Here is a 21,025-nt window from a genome sequence, read left to right as displayed (position 1 = left end):
AACTTTTAAGGGTCTATTTACTGTTTTTAGGAAAAAGCAGTAGTTATCCAATAAAAGAAAAGCAAATACAATACGTTAGCAATTAATACAATTGAGTATAGTTTTTTCCAAACTATCTTGGTATTTGAATCTCTCATATTACATATTATTTTCCTAAAGATAACATATTTGCAAATAACCTATAAGCTCCAGATACTCCCGCAGGAAACTCTCTAAAGAAGCTAAGACCCGTATATACGTAATATCCTTTTCCATATTTAGCAATTAACAAAGCTCCCTTTTTTTCGGATTCTCCTTTGTCATTTGCAGCGATAATAGGAACGTATTCATCGGACCATTTATTAGGAAAATATAGACCTCTTTCTTGTACCCAACCTTCAAAATCTTTATTGGTAATTTTATTTGGAGTATTTAGTACAGCATGATCCTTTGCTAAAAGTTTTATGGTAGCGTTTTCATCTGTAACTCGATCCCTAGATAGTTTTAAAGGATAAGGGCCAAGATTATCTTCAACTTTTAATCTTCTATTAGTGTTGTATTGAATTACTAAATTTCCACCGTTTTTGACATATTCAAGCAAATGTTTTTGCCTAAACTTTAGTTCTTCAACGGTATTGTAGGCTCTTATTCCAATAACAATAGCATCAAATGCTTGTAAAGTTTCTAGAGCAATTGATTCCGGGGAAATGGTAGTTACTTTATACCCAATTTGTTCTAAACTTTCTGGAACAACATCACCAGCACCTTCGATATAACCAATATTTTGTCCTTTCTTCTTTATATCCAATCGTACTACTTTAGTTTCAGAAGGTAATACTACTGTTTGATAAGGGATATGATCATAATTGATGTTTATAATTTCATCGGAATATGTCTTTCCATTTATATTTACTTGTGGAGAAATATACCCTTCACTTTGGTTTTGTGGAGCGGTTAACGTAAAAATTACTGTTTTCTCTTCGCCTTTTTGAGCTAGTTTGAAATCTATTTTTTCCGGTGATACTTTCCATCCTTCAGGACGTTTTAGTGATATCGTTCCTTTAATATTTGATTCAGAACTTTTTAGTGTTATAGGAATTTGTTTTGAAGGATTATTGGCATAAATAATCACTTTATCTTTTATGCTAGCAGAAACTGTTGGGATTATTTCGAAAGGCTTATAAACTTCTCCTTTTACAGGGTCATTAGTTTTGTAAACGATGTCTTTAAGATATGGAATAATAACTCCTCCAATTTCAATGTTAAAAATAGCTTTAGTTTGATGCTCAGTTTCTGGAGTCCCAATAAGTTTTTGATCATTTACACTATACATTCCTAAAGTACCTTTGCTATTTAACCAATATGGAGTCGTATTTTTAGTATTCGGGATTATCTTACCTTTTAATTCATAATTACTTCTTTTATTAGTTTCTAGGCTAGTTCCAATGTTTTCTATAATTCCAATAGAAGAAATGTCAATTGATTTTAATTGTATCGTAGCATTACTTCTGTTAATAGCTTCAATCTTTATAGTTACATCACTATTTGGAGTGGTATAGGCTTCTGTTGCAACTGCTTCTATGTAAAGACCGGTTACAGCTGTTATAATTTCTTTTATTTCTTTGGTTTTAATTACTTTCCAATGATCATTCTCTAATGCTTGAATTAATTGGTATGCTTTGATTAATTCACTAACCGAGGCAGCTGGGTTTTTAAAGTCGAAGTCTTTTTCCACCTGATATAAAATATCACCAATCGCTTTTCCTCCTTTAACTCGATTCCAAGAAGTATCTATTCCATCAAAAATATTTGTTTTATCTTTTGGTAATTCTCCTTTGATCAGTTCTACGTATTCGGTTTGCGCGCCTCTAGTTCCAGTACTTCCAAAACCTTGTGATTTATGCTGACTACGGCTCAGAGAAGCTATTTCGGTATTAGAAAGTCCTAAATCAGGATAATAAATTCCGGTATCAAACTCTAGAAGATTTGATTTATCAGCTTTTTCAAATTTTTCTCTACTTCCATAAAACCACCAAGAAGTATTAAAGAAAAGTCTTTTTGGTTGCCAAGTATCTACATATTTTAATTGATCTGGATAAACGTTTTTATCAGCTACTAAATCAAAAGCCTCAACGCTTAGCATGGCAGAAGATGTATGATGACCGTGAGTACTACCCGGAGTTCTATGGTTAAACCTATTTATGATAACATCGGGTTGAAATTTTCTAATTGCCCAAACGACATCATTTAGAACTTCTTTTTTATCCCAAATTGCTAAAGTTTCATCAGGATGTTTAGAATATCCAAAGTCATTAGCACGAGTAAAGATTTGCTCTCCACCATCCGTATTACGAGCCGCTAATAATTCTTGTGTTCTTATAACACCTAATAACTCTCTTATTTCTGGACCAATTAAATTTTGACCACCATCACCACGTGTAAGGGATAAATAAGCGGTTCTTGCTTTTACTTGATTAGCCATGTAAGAGATTAATCTGGTATTCTCATCATCTGGATGTGCAGCAACATATAAAACGGAACCTAAAAAGTTTAATTTTTTTATGGCCTCATGAATTTCTACAGAGTTTGGTTTTTTAGGTTGTTGTGCTTCAGCAACATTGATAAATAGAGCGCTGAAAACTATTATAGAAAGTAATTTTCTCATAATAAAGATTTGATAATAGTTTTGAGTATTTCGTCAAATATAAAAAGATAAAATTCTCAGTTTTTACGTTTAAGGATACTTTAACAGGACTATTTTGATCTGTATATTAATCCAAGCAAGGAACCTAAAAGCACAGTAATCGCTATTGTTGGTTTAGGTCCAAAGGCCATTAGACCTATTGTTAAACCAATTATACCTCCCAGTGCACTTGCAATAAAACGACCAGGATTTCCTTTTTTATTAATAACATAGATCATTGCTATAGATAAGGTCATTCTTAAGGCTGCGCCCACTATGGTTATGTCTACGATGTTTTTCCAAAAATGAGCGATGATGTATGCTATTAGTACCGTTATTATAGTTGCATATCGCAGGAATTTAACTTTTTTATTTTTTTTAGATTTATATACCAAATGAGATGAAACAGCAAATATTGACGTGTCTGCGGTACTCATTAGCCCTGCAAAGAAAAGTACTAATAATATTGGAATCCAAGATTGATTAACTAGATGTTGCATTGCGTATACGAATACAGTATCTGGATCTAGATTTTGATTTTGGTTATACGCATATAGTCCAATGATTAGTAATAGAAATGCAACGAACAGTACGGGTAGGATTGCCATACTCAAACCTTTTTTCAAAGATTTGACATCTTTTGCCGCATAACATAATTGATATCTGTCGGCTAGTCCAAATACCGATAATCCGCCATATAATATAAGACCAATGATACTCCCTAATTGAACAGTCTCGCTAGTGGATGTACTTAGAACATTACTTAGATCTCTCATATCTAATATTCCCGAAATTAAAAGACATAAAAAGGCTATTATAATAATTGCTTGAATAATATCTGTTATTATTACCGCTTTATATCCTGATAATAAAACGTACATCAACACAACTGAAGATGTAATTAGTAATGCAATATCATATGAGAATAAATCAAAGTATGCTATTACTTTTGCTCCTCCAGCTAGGGAAAGAAGTATCCAAAAAAACTGAACAATAATAGTTATGCTATTCGTAACAATTCCTGTTGTTTTATTTTTTGTTACAAAAGCTGGTAGATCTCCTTGCGTATAAAAAACTCCTTCTAGTGATAGTTTTTTAATTCTTGGTGCTGCCCAAAAAGCAAATAGGAGATAACCAATTACAGATCCAATGGACATTGCAAAAAGACCCCAACCAAATTTATAAGCATACCCAGTGTATGTGATTAAGGTACTTACACCAATTGCTCCAGCAAATTTCGATAATAGAATTGTTAAGCCGCTACGGTTTCTACCACCAATTAAGAAATCCTCTGTATTAGTAGATCGAGATATATAAGTAGATAAGCCGATAATTAAAATAATGTAGGTAGATAGATAAAGGTAAATTTCCATGTAATATGAATTGTTGTGCTTCAAAAGTAAAGAAAAGCATTTAGAATAATTGTTTTCTATTCGTTGTAAAAAGAGTTATGTAAATAGCTAGAATTTTGGTGCTATTTTTTCTTTTTGTAATCAACAATATCAATAATATCTACACCCATATAATCAGCAATCTTTTGTAACCGTTCAAAGTCTTTTGCTAAATCTTTTCGCTTTACAATATAATCTCCCGCTTGTGGACTAATACCTAATTTTTTGGATATACCATAAATAGTTTTAGTCCCTTTACTTTTTTTAAGTAACCTTTTTAATTTCTTGTTAATCATTGATTAATATGGTTATAGGAATTAAATATACAAATAAATTTTTATTAAAAAAATATTTGTATAATCAAAAATTAATTGTATATTCGAATCATACAAATCAAAACCTCTAATAAATGAAACTCTCACTATTAATTGCATTATTTTGCGTGACATTTGGATATGCAGCTCCTTTACATTCAAACCCAACAAATGAGAAGGAGAAAAACAAAAAGGAAAATAAAGAAGACACTAATTCGAATAGTTTAGTGTCAAGAAATTTTCATTCAATTAAGAAGTGGAAAATGACAATAGAATATTCTAATGGAGATATTATTTCTAAGACTATTGAGATTAATGAGAAGGCATCTTCTAGCGCTATGGAATTAGCATTCGAAGAAACAGAAAAGTATATAAAGACATTAAAAAAAGTAAAAAGTTATCGTGTATCTCCTGTATCAGCTAATTCATTTGTGTTGTTAGCAGGAGGAAAGTAATAATCGATTGAACTTAACCTACGAAAAAGCCCACTAATCATTTGATTAGTGGGCTTTTTATTTTTATTAAACTATATTTTAATACTTATTTTTTTCGTTCTACAAACTCTAATTGATCAATTGCTACGTTGGTAGTAAATATACCATAATTAACTACTGCTTTTCCTTTTTCTAAAGTATCGATTGTACCAATTGATTTTCCATCAATCATTCTTACTCTGTCACCAATTTTGAGAATTACTTTAGGCTTTTCCTTTTCTATTTTTTCTTCCTTTTTCTTTTGCTCTTTTTTCTTTTCCCTTATTACTTCAACCTTTTTCTCTACTTCTTTGACTATTTTTTCTTCTTGAGCTTTTTTCGCTCTTCTTTGTTTGGTGGATTGCTTTTTTCTCTTTGAATTCTCTACCTGTACTATTTTCATAAATTCATCAATAAGTTCTCTTTTCTTCTTATTATGAAAATATTTTTCACTGATTTCATTTAGTTTTTGTCCTAAATAGATCATTCGTTGATTACTGTCGTATAATTCCTGGTAGCTTTCTAATTTGTTTTGTAATCTTTTATTAATTTTATCTAATCTTTCTTTTTCATCTTCTGCTTTTTGCTCTTTAGATTTTAAAGATGAAGTAGTTTTTTGAAGTTTTGATCGCTCTTTTTGTAAGTTGGCAATACTCTTATCAAAACGAATTTTACCACGTTCTACCTTTTTCTTAGCTTTATTGATTAAGCTATATGGTATTCCGTTTTTTTGTGCTACCTCGAATGTAAAAGAACTTCCGGCTTCTCCTAAATATAATTTAAATAAAGGTTCTAATGTTCTAGAATCAAAAAGCATGTTAGCATTTGTCATATTTGGAAGTTCATTTGCTAACATTTTAAGATTAGCATAATGTGTGGTGATTATACCAAAAGATTCACGTTCATAAAAAACTTCTAAAAAGGCTTCAGCTAGCGCTCCACCTAATTCGGGATCACTTCCTGTTCCAAACTCATCAATAAGAAATAAGGTTTTATTATTACATTTCCTTAGGAAATAGTTCATATTCTTTAATCTATAACTATAGGTACTTAAATGATTTTCTATAGATTGATTATCTCCTATATCAGTTAGAATAGTATTAAAAACACACATTCTACTATATTCATGAACTGGTATAAGCATACCACTTTGTAACATAATTTGTAATAAGCCAACGGTTTTTAAAGTGATACTTTTTCCTCCAGCATTGGGACCAGATATTACAATAATTCTATTGTTTTTATCTAAAGAAATTGTTTGAGGATGTGTTTTTTCTCCTTTTTCTTGGTTATTAAGATAGAGTAGAGGATGGTATGCATCTTTAATCGTTATTTCTCGATCTTGGGTTATTTTGGGTAATACCCCATTAAATTTATTAGCATATTTAGTTTTAGCGGCAACAATATCAATATGACTTAGATATTCTTGGTATTGTGCTAATAGTTCAGAAAACGGTCTTATTCTATTTGTAAGATCTTTTAATATTTTAACGACCTCCTCTCGTTCCTCATATTGTAGATTGCTTAATGTTCTACTAAATTGCAAGGTCGCTTCGGGTTCTATATAGACAATACTTCCGGTCTTAGAATTTCCCATGATAGAACCCTTTACCTTCCGTCTGTACATAGCCTTTACAGCAAGTACTCGTCTATTATCAACAACACTTTCTTTGATATCATCTAAATATCCTAAACTATTGTATCTAGTAAGATCACGTCCAAAACTTCCATTTAATTTCCCTTGTACTTCATGTATGTCTTTTCTAAGTATACTAAGGGTAGGAGAGGCGTTATCTTTAATTTCTCCAAATTTATCTACTACGATTTCGATACAGTTGATTACTTCTTTTGTAAAAGGTACTTCAGATGATGTTTGATATAATATTGGATATAATTCTTTAAATTTTCTAAAAAAACTTAGCAAATCATTAGTAGTAATACTAATTGATATAATCTTTTTTAGATTAAAAGTTTCTAAGAAAGTATTTTCTATTCCTAATAGTTGAAGTTCCTTATCAATACTATCAAATCCGTGATTGGGTATTCTTGCATCATTCAAGTATGAAGATTTATATTCAAATACTTGTTGTAATGATGTGTGTAATTCTTCTTTCGTGGATAACGGAACAATTTGTAAAGCTTTTATTTTTCCATAATCTGTATTGCATAAGTCTTGGATATGACTAAGTACCGTATGGAATTCTAGATCTTTAAGTGTTTTTTCTGAAATTCGGATCATCTTGTTATCCTAATTTTTAGGAGGTATTCTTTTATGTTAATTTCTTTATTATAAAACTTGACAGAAGTTTATTTTTAGAAAAGTATTTATTATAATTTTATATGAAAGCAAATGTAAACAATTGCGATTTTTTTTGATACTAAGATGAATGTAAATATTGAGAATAGTTGGAAGACACACTTAGAAAGTGAATTTGATAAACCATATTTTAAGAGTTTAATTGATTTTATTGAATTAGAATATAAAAAAGAAACTTGTTTTCCTCCCGAATCAGAGATTTTTTCAGCTTTTAATTATTGTAGTTTTGATAATGTTAAGGTAGTGATCATTGGTCAAGATCCATATCATGGTATAGGACAGGCTCATGGTCTTTGTTTCTCTGTAAATAGTGGAATTGCTATTCCTCCTTCATTAGTAAATATTTTTAAAGAAATCGAATCAGATCTAAGTATTCCTTTTCCTTCTAATGGGAACTTAAAACGTTGGGCTGATCAGGGAGTTTTATTGTTAAATGCAACTTTAACTGTAAGAGCACATCAAGCAGGATCTCATCAGGGTAAGGGATGGGAAAAATTTACAGATGCCGTAATTCAATATATATCAAAAAATAAAGCGAATGTCGTTTTCTTATTGTGGGGAGGTTTTGCTAAGAAAAAAGGTGCTAAAATAGATGATAATAAACACTTTATCTTAAATAGTGGACATCCTTCTCCTTTAAGTGCTAACCGAGGTTATTGGTTTGGAAATAAACACTTTGAGAAAACTAATGAATATCTGAAAAGTACAAATCAATTACCTATACAATGGTAAATGAACTATGCAGCTTTAGGGATACCGGAAGTTTTAGGTTCTTTAATTTTAGAATTTGTTACAGATTTTACTGCTTTATTCTTCTTCTTTTCGGAATCTACTGATTGCATACTGAATTTTAAAAGAACAAAATTGAATGCTATAAGCCCTCCAAGAATTAATAAAAATGTTGCCATGGTCTGATTTGTTAGTTAATTATTAGATGCAATTTTCCAAAAAGGTTGCGTACATTTTAATAATTGGTTTATTGGGGTAGGCGAGGCAAATGTACAAAAATATTTCAATCTTTTCTTACGGAAAGCCCATAAGATGTGTGAATTAAACATGTCTTAAATATTTATTCTATTTAATTTAAGGTATGATAAAAAAATACTAAAAATTTGAACATTTACCATCTTTACCGCTCTATTATATAACGTTTCTATAATGGAATACCCTACCTTTAAAATCTATATCCTATATATAAATCAGGTCTAACGATGATATCAGGGCTATTATTATTAAATAAATTTCGACCGATTCCAATTCCAATATCTAAAAAGAACCCTTTTTTTGTTACAAATTTACCTCCTACACCAAATCCTATTGCAAAATCAGTAAATTCCATATCTACATAACTACCTCTTATAAAGTCACCAGATGGATCCGTAAATTGTACATATTCTTCGTGCTCTCCATTGGATAACATACCAAATCCTTCAATATAAAATCCTCTGGCTATCCTACTTCCAAAAAAATATTTATAATTTACGGTCAATGCAATTTCTTTATCATAAATCCCATCTCTATCGATGATATCATCATCTTTATCTATTTCATCGCTAAATCTATAAAATAAGTCGAATCCTAAAGTAGTATTATCATTAAGTACCCTTTCATAACCAATATCTAAAGCTCCAAAAGCAATAATACTCAATGGGTTTAAACTAAATTCATTTTTATTGATATCTCTTGGCGTAGAACTAGATTGGTCTTGTGCAGTTAAATGCAATGTAAAAATAATAGCAACTATTGTGGTAAAAAATCTCATTCGTTTGTTTTTAAATTAATTTATCGTCTTTGCTTTTTAAAATCAATAGATATTTAGGTGCTAATGTTATTCTAAAATGATCTTGATTTCTTTCCTAAAACAAACTAATAAAAATATACCCTACTAAGAAAAGGAGAAAATTGTATGTTATTGTATTAAATAACTCTGCTTAAAAGCGGTAACCTAGATATAAGTTTGGTCTTACAATAATATCCGGGCTTTTATTACTGAATAAATTTCGTCCAATACCGAATCCAATATCAATGAAAAAACCGTTTTTAGTGACAAATTTTCCTCCAACAGCAAAACCTATGGCAAAATCGGTATAGTCTTGTTCTACATCACTTGCGCTGATAAAGTTTCCTTGACTATCAAAAACTTCTATATATTCTTCGTGTTCACCAGAAGATAACATTCCAAAGCCTTCTACATAGAACCCTCTAGCAATTCGATTTCCAAAAAAATATTTAAAACTTGTTGTAAATGCTATTTCTTTATCAAATATATCGTCTGTACTTATAAAATCTTCATCATTATCACGATCTACTAGACTATAAAACAAGTCGAAACCTAAGGTGCTATTGTTATTGAGAACTCTTTCATAACCTATGTCTAATGCTCCGAATGCTATTAAGTTAAGAGGATTGATACTAATTTCATTTTTTTTAATGTCTCTTTTTGGTAGATCAGTTTGATTTTGGGCAAAAGAAATTTGAAATGAAAATAAAATAATAACGAATGTTGATATCTGTTTCATGATAATTAATTTGTTTTCCTACGTAAACAAGATGAGCAAATAGTTAAAAGGTTGCTTAAACTTCAAAAATTAAATCTTTAGAATTTATTGTTTTATCAATTATATCTAACGTAAGTAATTGATTCTGAATTTCGTTTAATGTTTTTTGATCTATTATAGATTGGCTCCATTCGGTAATTTGTAACCATTCTCGAATATCTTCTAATTTCTGATCATATCGGTGTGCTAACGTTTTATCAATACTAGGTATTTGTTTAAAATCTAAGCTCGTATTATTTATAATTTGTAATATATCCTTTAGCTGATCTTTTTTTGTATTTAATATTTCTTCTCTAACAGCTATTACAAAACATGGCCAAGGAGTAGGGCAGTCGGCGATGCGTCTAAATGTCTTATTATCTACTAATGGTTTAGTTGTGAAATGTTCCCACATAAAATAATCGGCACTACCATCTGTCAAAGCTTCTACAGCTCCATCAAGATTTTTAACAACTTCGAACTGCAGATTAGTAGTATCCCATCCAGTGTTTTGTGCGTTAATGTATGCCATTAAATGAGATCCTGAACCATATCTGCTTATCGCTGCAGAAGTGTTTTGTAACTCATTTAGACTTGTGTATTTAGAAGTATGACCAACATGAATCCCCCATACTAAAGGTGATTGAATATATGTTTGGACAATTTTTGATGGGTTACCACCTATAATATCTTTTATGATTCCTTCAGTTAATATAATAGCGATATCGATATCTTTTTTTCTTAATGCTTCACACATAGCTCCAGTTCCTCCAGGGAAATCTGTCCATTCTAATTGGATATCTTTTTCTAAGTAAGCTCCCTCTTCAATTGTTAAATGCCAGGGTAAGTTAAAGTGCTCAGGAACACCGCCAATTTTTATAGTATGCATGTTGTATAATATAAGAAATGTTAAAAAAGTGTATTTTATCGATTTTATTTGCTTTTTGTCGTTAAATAATAAATAATATTATTACTTTTGAAATATAAATCTGATAATTACGACTACATTTGAAATAATTAACCCCAAATAAAAACAATATTTGCTATGAAAAAGAATTTTTTAAAGAATAAAAATGCTCAAGTTAAAGTAGCTAAATTAAAAAGTAATACATTAGAAAACGGAATTGTTGTTTTTATTGCTGTATTGTTAGCTACTAATTTTTTAATTAGTTTAAAGATATTGTTTGGATAAGGTACTTTTTGGAGAATGTCTTTCCTCGAGATATTCTCTTATTTGATATTGAGATTGTATGGACGGTTTTTCGTCCATTTTCTTTTTATAATAGTTATTTTCTTCAAAATCTAGTATTCTTGCTTTAGTGTTATCGTTTAATTGAATGTGTAAAATCTGTATTAATTCATGCTTGCAATTATCATCTATAATTGGGACTAATACTTCAATTCGTTTGTCAAGATTACGTGTCATCCAATCTGCACTACCAATATACAACTTTGGGTTACCATTATTTTCGAAATAGTAAATTCTACCGTGCTCTAAATATCTGTCAATAATGCTGGTTGCTGTGATATTTTCACTTATTCCTTCTAATCCAGGTATTAAACAAGAGAATCCTCTAACCAATAGTTCTATTTTTACACCAGCCGCATTAGCTTCATATAGTTTTTTGATGATCGATTTATCTTCTAAACTATTTAATTTTGCTTTGATACCTGCTTTTTTTCCGTTTTTTGCATTGCTTATCTCGGTATTAATTAATTTTTCGAAAGTATCTCTAGTGGTAAAGGGGGATATTAATAAGTTTTTAGGTCTAGGCAATATCATTTTTGAGGATAATACTTCAAATACTTCTATAAGATCCTTTGTGATTTCTGGATTAGAAGTAAACAATCCATGATCACAATAAATTTGTGATGTCTTTGCATTGAAATTACCGGTACCTATATATGCATAAGAAGCAATAGTGTTTTTTTGTTTTCTGTTGATTAATAGTATTTTAGAGTGTACTTTTATTTTAGGATAACTATAGAAAACCATAGCTCCTTTTTCTTCAAAAATCTTACCCCATTTTAAATTGTTTTCCTCATCGAAACGTGCTTTGGCTTCTACAAATACTGTAACTTTTTTTCCATTTTCTAAGGCTTTTAGTAACGAAGTTGTTAATTCAGACTGTTTGGCTACTCTATATAATGAAATCTTGATTTCCGTAACCCATTCATCTGTTGCAGCTTGATCAATAAAATTCTGAACATAATCAAAAGACATATAAGGGAAATGTACTAACTGGTCTCCTTTAGAAATCACATCGAAATAATCAGTATTATTATCAAATGATTTATGTTTTATTTCTGTTGCTGGTGGATAATGCAAAAATGGATTGTTAGTCGGGTCAGGAAAACTAAAAAAGTCACTAAAGTTATGATATTTGCCTCCAGGCATCATATCTATTTTGCCAAGACCAAAAAAGTTTCGAGCTCTTTTTTTAACCTCTTTTGGCATAGAAGAGTCGAATAATAAACGAGTTGGTTGACCATCGTTTCGTTGAGATAATGATTCCTTTATTTTTTCGGCTAATACACCTTCAAATTCATCATCAATATATAATTCGGCATCCCTAGATAATTTAATTTCAAAAGAACCTTTAATCTTTTGATTATCAAATATTTGATCGATATTAAGTTGTATGATATCGTCTAAAAAAGCAATGTAAGTATTGTTGTTTTTGGTCGGAAGACATACAAATCGCCCTAAGTCATCCGACGGAATATTAATTAGTCCAAAGCTATCTTGTTCTTCGAATGTTACAAGAAAATATAACTTGTTGTTTTCGAGAAATACACTTTTAGGTTTGGATAAGTCAACTATTTCAGATGTAATTAGAGGTAAAACTTTAGAAATGAAATATTCGGTTACAAATGCTTGTTGATTGAAATCAAAGTTTGTTTCTTGTACTAGATAAGTATTATGCTTAGCAAGTTCTGGGATTAGTTGTCGATGAAAAATTTGACCAAATCGTTCTTGTTGGTTTTTTACCCTTTGTAAAATTTCTTTTACTTGTTTGTTGGGTTTTAATGCTAGTTTTTTTCGAAGCTTCTTGTCGATCTTTTTAATTTGACGTAAGCGCGAAACTCTTACTCTAAAAAATTCATCGAGATTAGAGGAAAAGATGGCTAAAAATTTTAATCTCTCGTAAAGAGGGTTAGATTGATCTTCTGCTTCTTGTAAAACACGTTCGTTAAAACTCAACCAATTTACATCTCTATCTTTAAAAGGGTATTTCTTCTGATCCATATTTAAAGTTAAGTTATAGGATATTGTTTAGTTTTAAGTAAAAGTTAAATCTAATTTGAATAACTAACAATTTTATCCAAAGTGTATTTGATAAGTTTATCAACTGTTTTCCCCGGATTGTTACTAAACTTCCCGGTTGCTCTATTAGCGATCATAGCATTCATAGAAACAGCACGATGGCCTAATAATTTTGCCATTCCATATATACCTGCAGTTTCCATTTCTAAATTCGTGATTTTCTTATCGGCATAGCTGAAAGATGCTATTTTTTTGTTCAGATTTGCATCAGATAATGGTAATCTTAGTACTCTTCCTTGAGGTCCATAAAAACCGACGTTTGTTATAGTAAATCCTTTATTAGTTAGATCACTTTGCATATGTCTTCCTAATTTTTTGTCAAAAGAAACTACATAGGGTGTTGATTTATTTTTGTTCCAGTCTAAATGTTTCATTAGAGGCTCAGAAATCTGAGGGAACTGTATATCTTTGCTATCATAAAAGTGAAGTAAACTATCGAATCCAATTGCAAGTTCAGAAACAATGAAACTATCAATAGGGGTTTCTGGTTGGATAGCTCCAGAAGTACCAATACGAATAATGTTGAGAGAGGTATGGTTGGACTTTACCTTTCTTGTTTCTAGATCAATATTTACAAGAGCATCTAGTTCATTAAAAACAATGTCTATATTATCTGTTCCAATTCCTGTAGATAGTACAGTAATTCTTTTTCCTTTATAGACTCCAGTTTGAGTATGAAACTCTCTTTTAGTTATTTTGTGTTCTATAGTGTCAAAATATTGAGTAACTAGATTAACACGATCCGGATCACCTACTGTTATTACTGTTTCTGCTAGATGTTCTGGTTTAATATTTAAATGATATATACTACCATCTTTATTAAGAATAAGTTCAGATTCGGCTATAGCCATATTATAATTTTAATAAATTGTGCGTTTCGTTATTATATAGGTAGTCATATTTCTTGACACCTCCGTAGTGCCAATCCAACATTTGCGTGTTGTAAAAATTCTTTTTTTGCTGTAGTGCTAATTTTCCTCTCTCGGATAATAAAAGACGCTCTTTAGTTTGATCAAAAAACTGAAAAAGTCTAGCAAGAACTCGCTTCATTTGCATATCACCATATCCATAAAATCCTTGATACTCTAGGGCATACCCCATCAATTGTTTAATATTTTTGATTTGATAAGTGTCTACCATTTCTAAAATATTATGCTCTAATATATTTAGTCCGGTAAGCATATTGGGAAATCTTTGCAAATGTGCTCTTAAGCATATTGATAAGTACTCGAACGAGGATTGCTTTTTAATTTGACCTACGATCTTTTTAGGATTTGATTCGCAATATAAGGTCCATATATGTGATGCAAGTTCTAAATCATTTAAATTTAATAAGGTCTTGTCTTCGAAATGTTTTTTTAATTGGATATCAGATAATTCACACAGGCCTAGGCATTTTTTTTCGTTTTCTACACGACCACTACATACTAGATATACAGGAGTGTCTTTAATTTTTTTTCGAAGTAATAGACTTATTACTGCTATCATATTTATGTGGCAGAAAAGGTCATATTCAAACCACAATATGATTTCCTCATATTTTCCTGGAGTATTTAGTTTTTCCAGTTGAGAAACGAATTTTTTTTGATAATCCGCTGGTGAAATTCTATAATATTTCTGAAGAAACTCTTTTCGCTTTGCTATTGCTTTTTCGGTTTCAATTTTTATACTAGTGGGGCCTTCGCAGAGCATTTCACGCCATGTTATTAATTCTCCATCTACAAGATGTAGCTCTTTTAGGCGATCAGTTAAACTGTCGCCATTAGTTATATGTAATGTCTTAGCCCCCAATTATCTTCAGTTTTCTATAATATTATATGATGATTTTTTATCCACCAACTCTTTTCACGTTAAATCCTTTTTCCTTAAGGATACCCATAATTTTATCCCGATAATCTCCCTGAATAATAATGCGTTCATCTTTAAAACTACCTCCAACACTTAATTTTGTTTTTATTTCTTTGGCTAGTTTTTTAAAATCTTGGTCCGCACCGGTATATCCTTCTAAAATCGTAATTGGTTTTCCTTTTCTTTTTTCATATTTACAAATAATAGGATCATCTTGCATCCATATATCATCTTCTTTTTCTATAACTTTTTCCTCTTCAACAGGTTCGTGATCAGGAAATAAATTTTTTAATTGATCTTTTAAGTCCATAAGAAGTGGTTATTTCTTAATCAATCCAATTTCTACTAAACGCTGATGAAGAAAATCTCCAGCTGTAATGTCATCGTATTGTTTAGGGTTATCTTTCGTGATGCACTCTTCTAAACAATTCAATTTCATATCACTTCTAGGATGCATAAAGAAAGGAATAGAGTATCTAGGTTTACCCCATTGTTCTTTAGGAGGGTTAATTACTCTATGAATCGTAGATCGTAGTTTATTGTTGGTATGACGTTCTAGCATATCTCCTACATTGATTACTAATTCATCTTCTTGAGGTATTGCATCTATCCATTCGCCATCCTTACGTTGCACTTGTAAACCTCCAGTAGATGCACCCATTAGTAGTGTAATCAAATTGATATCTCCGTGAGCACCAGCACGAACGGCTCCTTTTGGTTCCTCTGTTATTGGAGGGTAGTGTATAGGACGTAAAATACTATTTCCGTTACTAGCCCAGTGATCAAAATAATGTTCATCTAATCCGATATATATAGCTAAGGCTCTTAACACGTGAATCCCAGTTTTTTCTAACATTCGGTATGCTTCCATTCCTGTATTGTTGAAATCTTTTAATTCTTCAACAATAACATTTGGAGGGTATTCTTCTATTAAGTTAGCGTCTTCAGAAGGTTCTTGTCCGAAATGCCAAAATTCCTTTAAGTCACCTTCTTTTTTCCCTTTTGCGTGTTCTTTTCCAAAAGAAATATATCCCCTTTGTCCTCCTAATCCTTCAATTTCATATTTTTGTTTATCCGCTACTGGTAAAGCAAAAAATTCTTTTACTTCTTTATATAATTCTTCTACTAAATTATCACTTAAAAAATGATTTTTTAAAGCTACAAAACCTATCTCTTCATAGGCTTTTCCTATTTCATCAACAAATTTTTGTTTTTGTGAAGGATCTTCGGATAAAAAATCTGCAAGATCTACACTTGGTATATTATTCATGGTGGTATTATTTTCTTTAACTAAAATAGATGTATTTCATTAAAAATACATTACGAATTATGTCTTTTTTTAAAATATAATCTATAACTGTCAAAATAATTATATTTTAACATATAACTAGTAAAACATAGTAAATTTAATTAATTCTTAGAATTCTTTATGATAAATTAACAACTGCTTAATAGTATTGTGATATTGGTTGTTTTTCTGAGATAAAAATAATTACATTTACTTAGAGTTTTCTAATTTGGAAAACTATTATGCATATAAATAAACTGATTTTTTAACAATATGGCAGAAGAGAAATTGTTATTTGAGTATGATAAGAAAGAGTATAGCAACAACCTATTAACTTCTTTGTATTTTAAAATGTTAAAATCTAGGTTGATCGAGGAAAAGATGCTCATATTACTGCGACAAGGTAAAATTTCTAAATGGTTTAGTGGTATTGGTCAAGAAGCTATTTCTGTAGGGGTTACTGCTGCTTTAGATAAAAATGAATATATATTGCCTATGCATCGTAATTTGGGAGTATTTACGAGTCGTGATATTCCTTTATACAGACTGTTTAGTCAATGGCAAGGAAAGTCTAATGGTTTTACTAATGGACGTGATCGATCATTTCATTTTGGGACGCAAGAATATAATGTGGTCGGAATGATTTCTCATCTAGGCCCTCAACTAGGTGTCGCTTGCGGCATTGCTTTGGGTAATCTTTTGAAAAACAATAACAAAGCAACTGCGGTTTTTACTGGAGAAGGAGGAACTAGTGAAGGAGATTTTCATGAGGCATTAAATGTAGCTTCTGTTTGGAGTTTACCAGTGATTTTTTGTATTGAGAATAATGGGTACGGATTGTCTACACCAACTAGAGAACAATATAATTGTAAAGATCTCGCTGATCGTGGATCAGGATATGGCATGGAGTCGCACATTATTGATGGCAATAATGTATTAGAAGTATATGATAAAGTGAGTACACTAGCGGAGAGCATACGACAAAAACCGAGGCCCGTATTATTAGAGTTTAAGACTTTTAGAATGCGTGGCCATGAAGAGGCGAGTGGTACAAAGTATGTGCCAGAAGAATTAATGCAACATTGGTCCTTAAAAGATCCTATCGATAATTATAAGGAATATCTTATAGAAAATAATATTCTTTCAATAGTAGATGATCTTCAAAAGAAATCTACGATTAAAGTAGAAATTGAAGAACATTGGCAACTAACAAATGAAGAAGAAAAGGTTCAAGTTGATTTGAATAAAGAATTACAAGATGTTTATAAAACATTTGATTTTAGGAGAGTAGACCCTAATCATACTACCAATGAATTACGACTTATAGATGCGATTTCTGATGGTTTAAAGGAAGGAATGCGTAAATATCGTGATCTTGTGATTATGGGACAGGATGTTGCGGATTATGGAGGTGTTTTTAAAATTACTGAAGGTTTTTTAGAAGAATTTGGTAAGGATAGAGTTCGTAATACACCTATTTGCGAATCAGCAATTATTTCTACCGCGTATGGATTGTCTGTTAACAATATAAAGGCAGTTATTGAGATGCAGTTTGCGGATTTTGTTTCTTCTGGTTTTAATCCAATCGTAAATTTATTGGCTAAATCGAATTATAGATGGGGGCAATCTGCAGATGTAGTAGTGCGAATGCCTTGTGGTGGTGGAGTAGGAGCTGGACCATTTCATAGCCAAACGAATGAGGCTTGGTTTACAAAAACGCCGGGTTTAAAAGTGGTTTATCCTGCATTTCCTGCAGATGCAAAAGGGTTGTTGTTAACTTCATTAGAAGATCCAAATCCGGTATTATTTTTTGAACATAAAGCATTGTATAGAAGTGTTAGACAGCAAGTTCCTGATGGATATTATACAATTCCTTTTGGAAAAGCTGCTAAGTTAAAAGAAGGTGATCAAATAACTATTATTAGTTATGGGGCAGGTGTACATTGGGCATTAGATACATTGGAAAGTAATGTTGAAATAAGTGCGGATTTGATTGATCTTAGGACATTACAACCATTAGATATTGATACTATCTTTGAGTCTGTAAAGAAAACAGGTAAAGTAATTATATTACAAGAGGATTCTATGTTTGGAGGGATCGCATCAGATATTTCCGCCATGATTATGGAAAATTGTTTTGAATTCTTAGATGCTCCAGTAAAAAGAGTATCTAGTTTAGAAACTCCAATTCCTTTTGAAACAGGTTTAGAATCTCAATATTTAGCAAAAAATAGATTCGAAAAAGAATTAATAGAACTTTATAGGTATTAATACCTGTTTTGCCTTTCGAAAACGTTTTTGTTAATAAAATCAAGTAGGAATTTATATAGTTGAATTTCAGTTAATTACATTTTTTTGATTCGGTGAATTGATTTCTTTATAGGATAACAGAACATTAAGCGAATATTAAGGGTTAAAATCCCCTTGAATATAAGTTGTGTGTTCTATTGTTAAATATTAATTTCGCGCTGTCTATGAAATAAACATAGCGTAGGGGATTAAAAATCAAGGGGTAAATAAAAATACATGAACACTAACCAATTAGAACTACTTAGTTCTTCTACTGTTTTAGTTACAGGAGCGGCAGGTTTTATAGGGTCAAACCTATGCGAAGCATTATTAGAAGCAAACAGTACAGTTGTGGGGCTAGACAATTTTGCTACTGGCCAAAAGAAAAACCTAACAGCATTAAAGGAAAATCCAAATTTTACATTTATCGAAGGGGATATTCGTAATTTAGAAGATTGTAATAAAGCTTGTAAAGGTGTAGATTATATATTACATCAAGCGGCTTTAGGTTCTGTGCCTAGATCTATTAATGATCCAATCACGAGTAATGATGTTAACGTAGGAGGTTTTCTAAATATGCTTGTAGCTGCAAGAGATGCGGGAGTTAAACGATTTATTTATGCAGCGAGCTCTTCTACTTATGGTGATTCAGAAGCATTACCAAAAATAGAGGACAATATAGGGAAACCCTTATCACCATATGCAATTACTAAGTATGTAAATGAGTTGTATGCAGATAATTTCAAAAGAACATATGACTTAGATACTGTTGGTTTACGATATTTTAATGTTTTTGGGAGAAAACAAGATCCTAATGGAGCGTATGCTGCGGTAATTCCGAAATTTGTAATGCAGTTTATGAAGTATGAGTCGCCGGTAATTAATGGTGATGGATCTTTTTCAAGAGATTTTACATATATTGATAATGTGATTCAAATGAATTTGAGAGCTATCGTTTCCGATAATGAGAAAGCTTTAAACAATGTATATAATACAGCTTTTGGAGAAAGAACTACTTTAAATGAATTAGTTACTTTGTTAAAAGAATATTTGTCAGAGTTTGATTCAAAGATAAGTAATGTAGAAGTTAAAAAGGGACCTGAGCGTAAGGGTGATGTGCCACATTCTTTAGCTTCTGTTGATAAAGCTAAGGCACTTCTTAATTATGATCCTAAATTTGATATAAAATCAGGATTAAAAGAAGCTGTAAAATGGTATTGGGATAATTTGAAGTAATTATAGGTCACCAATAAATAAACTAAATAACCACAAAAATGCAAGATATTAAAATAGGAATCATAGGTTTAGGATATGTAGGACTTCCTTTAGCTAGATTATTTGCAACAAAATTTCCTGTTATTGGTTTTGATATTAATCAAAATAGAATTAAAGAATTAAGATCTGGAAAGGATACTACCTTAGAAGTTGAAGATGAAGTATTACAGTCTGTATTGAAAGATGATTCTCATATGGATAAAGGATTATACTGTTCAGCGGATTTAGAAGATATTAAAGATTGTAATTATTATATTGTAACCGTTCCTACACCAGTAGATAAAAATAATAGGCCTGATCTTACGCCTTTGTATAAGTCTAGCGAAACTGTTGGAAAAGTATTAAAAAAGGGAGATGTTGTTATATATGAATCCACAGTGTATCCTGGTGTTACAGAAGAAGAATGTATTCCTGTTTTAGAGAAAATAAGTGGATTAAAGTTTAATGAGGATTTTTATGCTGGATATTCACCAGAACGCATCAACCCAGGAGATAAATTACATACCGTAGAAAAAATTTTAAAAGTTACTGCAGGTTCTACACCAGAAATTGGTAAAAAAGTTGATGCACTTTATGCTTCAGTGATTACCGCAGGAACTCATTTAGCGCCAACAATAAAGGTAGCAGAAGCTGCTAAGGTTATAGAAAATTCGCAGAGAGACATTAACATTGCATTTGTTAATGAACTAGCAAAAATTTTTAACCTCATGGATATTGATACTAATGAAGTTTTAAAAGCTGCTGGGACAAAATGGAATTTCCTTCCTTTTAAACCCGGTTTGGTAGGAGGACATTGTATTGGAGTTGATCCATATTATTTAGCTCAAAGAGCACAAGAATTTGGATATCATCCAGAAATCATATTAGCAGGTAGAAGATTAAATGATAGTATGGGGCAATATGTTGCTTCAGAGGTGATTAAGTTAATGGTTAATCACGATATCAAAATCAAAGGAGCTAACATATTAGTATTAGGAATTACTTTTAAAGAAAATTGCCCAGATGTTAGGAATACAAGGGCGGTAGATGTAATACAAAACCTTATAGATTTTGGTACTAATATAGATATATATGACCCTTGGGCTAGTCCGTCAGAAGTTGCTCACGAATATGGTCTGGAAACTATAACCGAATTACCTGATTCTAAATTTGATGCTGTTGTATTAACCGTTGCACATAAAGAGTATTTGGACATTGATTTAAAATCATTGTTAAAACCAAATGGTGTTTTGTATGATGTAAAAGGAATATTAAAAGAAGAAGAAGTACACGGAAGATTATAACGGAAATAATCTTTTTGATA

At 31.0% G+C, this 21,025-nt stretch carries 19 protein-coding genes; 6 read left to right on the top strand and 13 right to left on the bottom strand.

Features of this window, described 5'->3' with window-relative positions; translation table 11 throughout:
* Positions 1–145 precede the first annotated feature (145 nt).
* From NMK29_RS09690 to NMK29_RS09680, 3 genes are all read right to left on the bottom strand, one after another.
* Positions 146–2,644 carry a PIG-L family deacetylase gene (locus tag NMK29_RS09690; RefSeq protein WP_108804084.1) on the bottom strand — a complete coding sequence of 833 codons (2,499 nt, stop codon included), beginning with the start codon at positions 2,642–2,644 and terminating at the stop codon, positions 146–148.
* An 89-nt stretch (positions 2,645–2,733) separates the two neighbouring features.
* On the bottom strand, positions 2,734–4,035 hold the full coding sequence (locus tag NMK29_RS09685) for a hypothetical protein (RefSeq protein WP_108804085.1): 1,302 nt from the start codon (positions 4,033–4,035) through the stop codon (positions 2,734–2,736).
* A gap of 101 nt (positions 4,036–4,136) precedes the next feature.
* Positions 4,137–4,349 (bottom strand): helix-turn-helix domain-containing protein, encoded by a 213-nt coding sequence (locus tag NMK29_RS09680; RefSeq protein WP_108804086.1) that lies wholly within the window; start codon positions 4,347–4,349, stop codon positions 4,137–4,139.
* A 113-nt stretch (positions 4,350–4,462) separates the two neighbouring features.
* On the opposite strand from NMK29_RS09680, the gene NMK29_RS09675 reads away from it, so the two are divergent.
* Positions 4,463–4,822 (top strand): hypothetical protein, encoded by a 360-nt coding sequence (locus NMK29_RS09675; RefSeq protein ID WP_159092269.1) that lies wholly within the window; start codon positions 4,463–4,465, stop codon positions 4,820–4,822.
* A gap of 85 nt (positions 4,823–4,907) precedes the next feature.
* On the opposite strand, the gene NMK29_RS09670 is transcribed toward NMK29_RS09675, so the two are convergent.
* Positions 4,908–7,079, bottom strand: coding sequence for a DNA mismatch repair protein MutS (locus tag NMK29_RS09670; protein WP_108804088.1), 2,172 nt, complete (start codon positions 7,077–7,079; stop codon positions 4,908–4,910).
* Between the two features lie 144 nt (positions 7,080–7,223).
* On the opposite strand from NMK29_RS09670, the gene NMK29_RS09665 reads away from it, so the two are divergent.
* A complete protein-coding gene (locus NMK29_RS09665) occupies positions 7,224–7,889 on the top strand; it encodes a uracil-DNA glycosylase (protein WP_108804089.1) in 666 nt (221 codons plus the stop codon).
* A 5-nt stretch (positions 7,890–7,894) separates the two neighbouring features.
* On the opposite strand, the gene NMK29_RS09660 is transcribed toward NMK29_RS09665, so the two are convergent.
* The 4 genes from NMK29_RS09660 to NMK29_RS09645 form a co-directional block, all read right to left on the bottom strand.
* On the bottom strand, positions 7,895–8,065 hold the full coding sequence (locus tag NMK29_RS09660) for a hypothetical protein (protein WP_155839604.1): 171 nt from the start codon (positions 8,063–8,065) through the stop codon (positions 7,895–7,897).
* 266 nt (positions 8,066–8,331) lie between these two features.
* Positions 8,332–8,919, bottom strand: coding sequence for a hypothetical protein (locus NMK29_RS09655; RefSeq protein ID WP_108804090.1), 588 nt, complete (start codon positions 8,917–8,919; stop codon positions 8,332–8,334).
* A 169-nt stretch (positions 8,920–9,088) separates the two neighbouring features.
* Positions 9,089–9,676, bottom strand: coding sequence for a hypothetical protein (locus NMK29_RS09650; RefSeq protein ID WP_108804091.1), 588 nt, complete (start codon positions 9,674–9,676; stop codon positions 9,089–9,091).
* Between the two features lie 55 nt (positions 9,677–9,731).
* Positions 9,732–10,583, bottom strand: coding sequence for a substrate-binding domain-containing protein (locus tag NMK29_RS09645; protein ID WP_108804092.1), 852 nt, complete (start codon positions 10,581–10,583; stop codon positions 9,732–9,734).
* 156 nt (positions 10,584–10,739) lie between these two features.
* On the opposite strand from NMK29_RS09645, the gene NMK29_RS09640 reads away from it, so the two are divergent.
* Complete coding sequence (locus tag NMK29_RS09640) at positions 10,740–10,886, top strand: hypothetical protein (protein WP_155839603.1); 147 nt, start codon at positions 10,740–10,742, stop codon at positions 10,884–10,886.
* Here NMK29_RS09640 and ppk1 read toward each other — a convergent pair.
* Genes ppk1 through NMK29_RS09615 form a run of 5 tightly spaced genes read right to left on the bottom strand, consistent with a single transcriptional unit; the run spans position 10,866 to position 16,140 of the window.
* Positions 10,866–12,944: a polyphosphate kinase 1 gene (ppk1, locus tag NMK29_RS09635; RefSeq protein ID WP_108804093.1), complete on the bottom strand. Its 2,079-nt coding sequence runs from the start codon at positions 12,942–12,944 to the stop codon at positions 10,866–10,868. The genes NMK29_RS09640 and ppk1 overlap by 21 nt on opposite strands.
* 50 nt (positions 12,945–12,994) lie before the next feature.
* Entirely contained in the window at positions 12,995–13,873 is an 879-nt protein-coding gene (locus NMK29_RS09630; RefSeq protein WP_108804094.1) for a nucleoside phosphorylase, read from the bottom strand.
* Position 13,874: 1 nt separating this feature from the next.
* Complete coding sequence (locus NMK29_RS09625; protein ID WP_108804095.1) at positions 13,875–14,813, bottom strand: DUF1835 domain-containing protein; 939 nt, start codon at positions 14,811–14,813, stop codon at positions 13,875–13,877.
* A 37-nt stretch (positions 14,814–14,850) separates the two neighbouring features.
* Complete coding sequence (locus NMK29_RS09620; protein ID WP_108804096.1) at positions 14,851–15,180, bottom strand: translation initiation factor; 330 nt, start codon at positions 15,178–15,180, stop codon at positions 14,851–14,853.
* 9 nt (positions 15,181–15,189) lie between these two features.
* A complete protein-coding gene (locus NMK29_RS09615) occupies positions 15,190–16,140 on the bottom strand; it encodes an isopenicillin N synthase family oxygenase (protein ID WP_108804097.1) in 951 nt (316 codons plus the stop codon).
* 291 nt (positions 16,141–16,431) lie between these two features.
* Here NMK29_RS09615 and NMK29_RS09610 point away from each other — a divergent pair, with 291 nt between their 5' ends.
* The 3 genes from NMK29_RS09610 (at position 16,432) to NMK29_RS09600 (ending at position 21,005) form a co-directional block, all read left to right on the top strand.
* Positions 16,432–18,429 carry a thiamine pyrophosphate-dependent enzyme gene (locus NMK29_RS09610; protein ID WP_108804098.1) on the top strand — a complete coding sequence of 666 codons (1,998 nt, stop codon included), beginning with the start codon at positions 16,432–16,434 and terminating at the stop codon, positions 18,427–18,429.
* Between the two features lie 255 nt (positions 18,430–18,684).
* Positions 18,685–19,683, top strand: coding sequence for an SDR family oxidoreductase (locus tag NMK29_RS09605; RefSeq protein WP_108804099.1), 999 nt, complete (start codon positions 18,685–18,687; stop codon positions 19,681–19,683).
* 38 nt (positions 19,684–19,721) lie between these two features.
* The gene (locus NMK29_RS09600) at positions 19,722–21,005 is read left to right on the top strand and encodes a nucleotide sugar dehydrogenase (protein WP_108804100.1); all 1,284 of its coding nucleotides are present in this window, start codon (positions 19,722–19,724) and stop codon (positions 21,003–21,005) included.
* Positions 21,006–21,025: the final 20 nt, after the last annotated feature.

Source organism: Aquimarina sp. Aq107 (assembly GCF_943733665.1).
Taxonomy (GTDB): Bacteria; Bacteroidota; Bacteroidia; order Flavobacteriales; family Flavobacteriaceae; genus Aquimarina.
The sequence above is the reverse complement of the archived record's forward strand: the minus strand, read 5'-3'. Positions and strand labels throughout refer to the sequence as shown.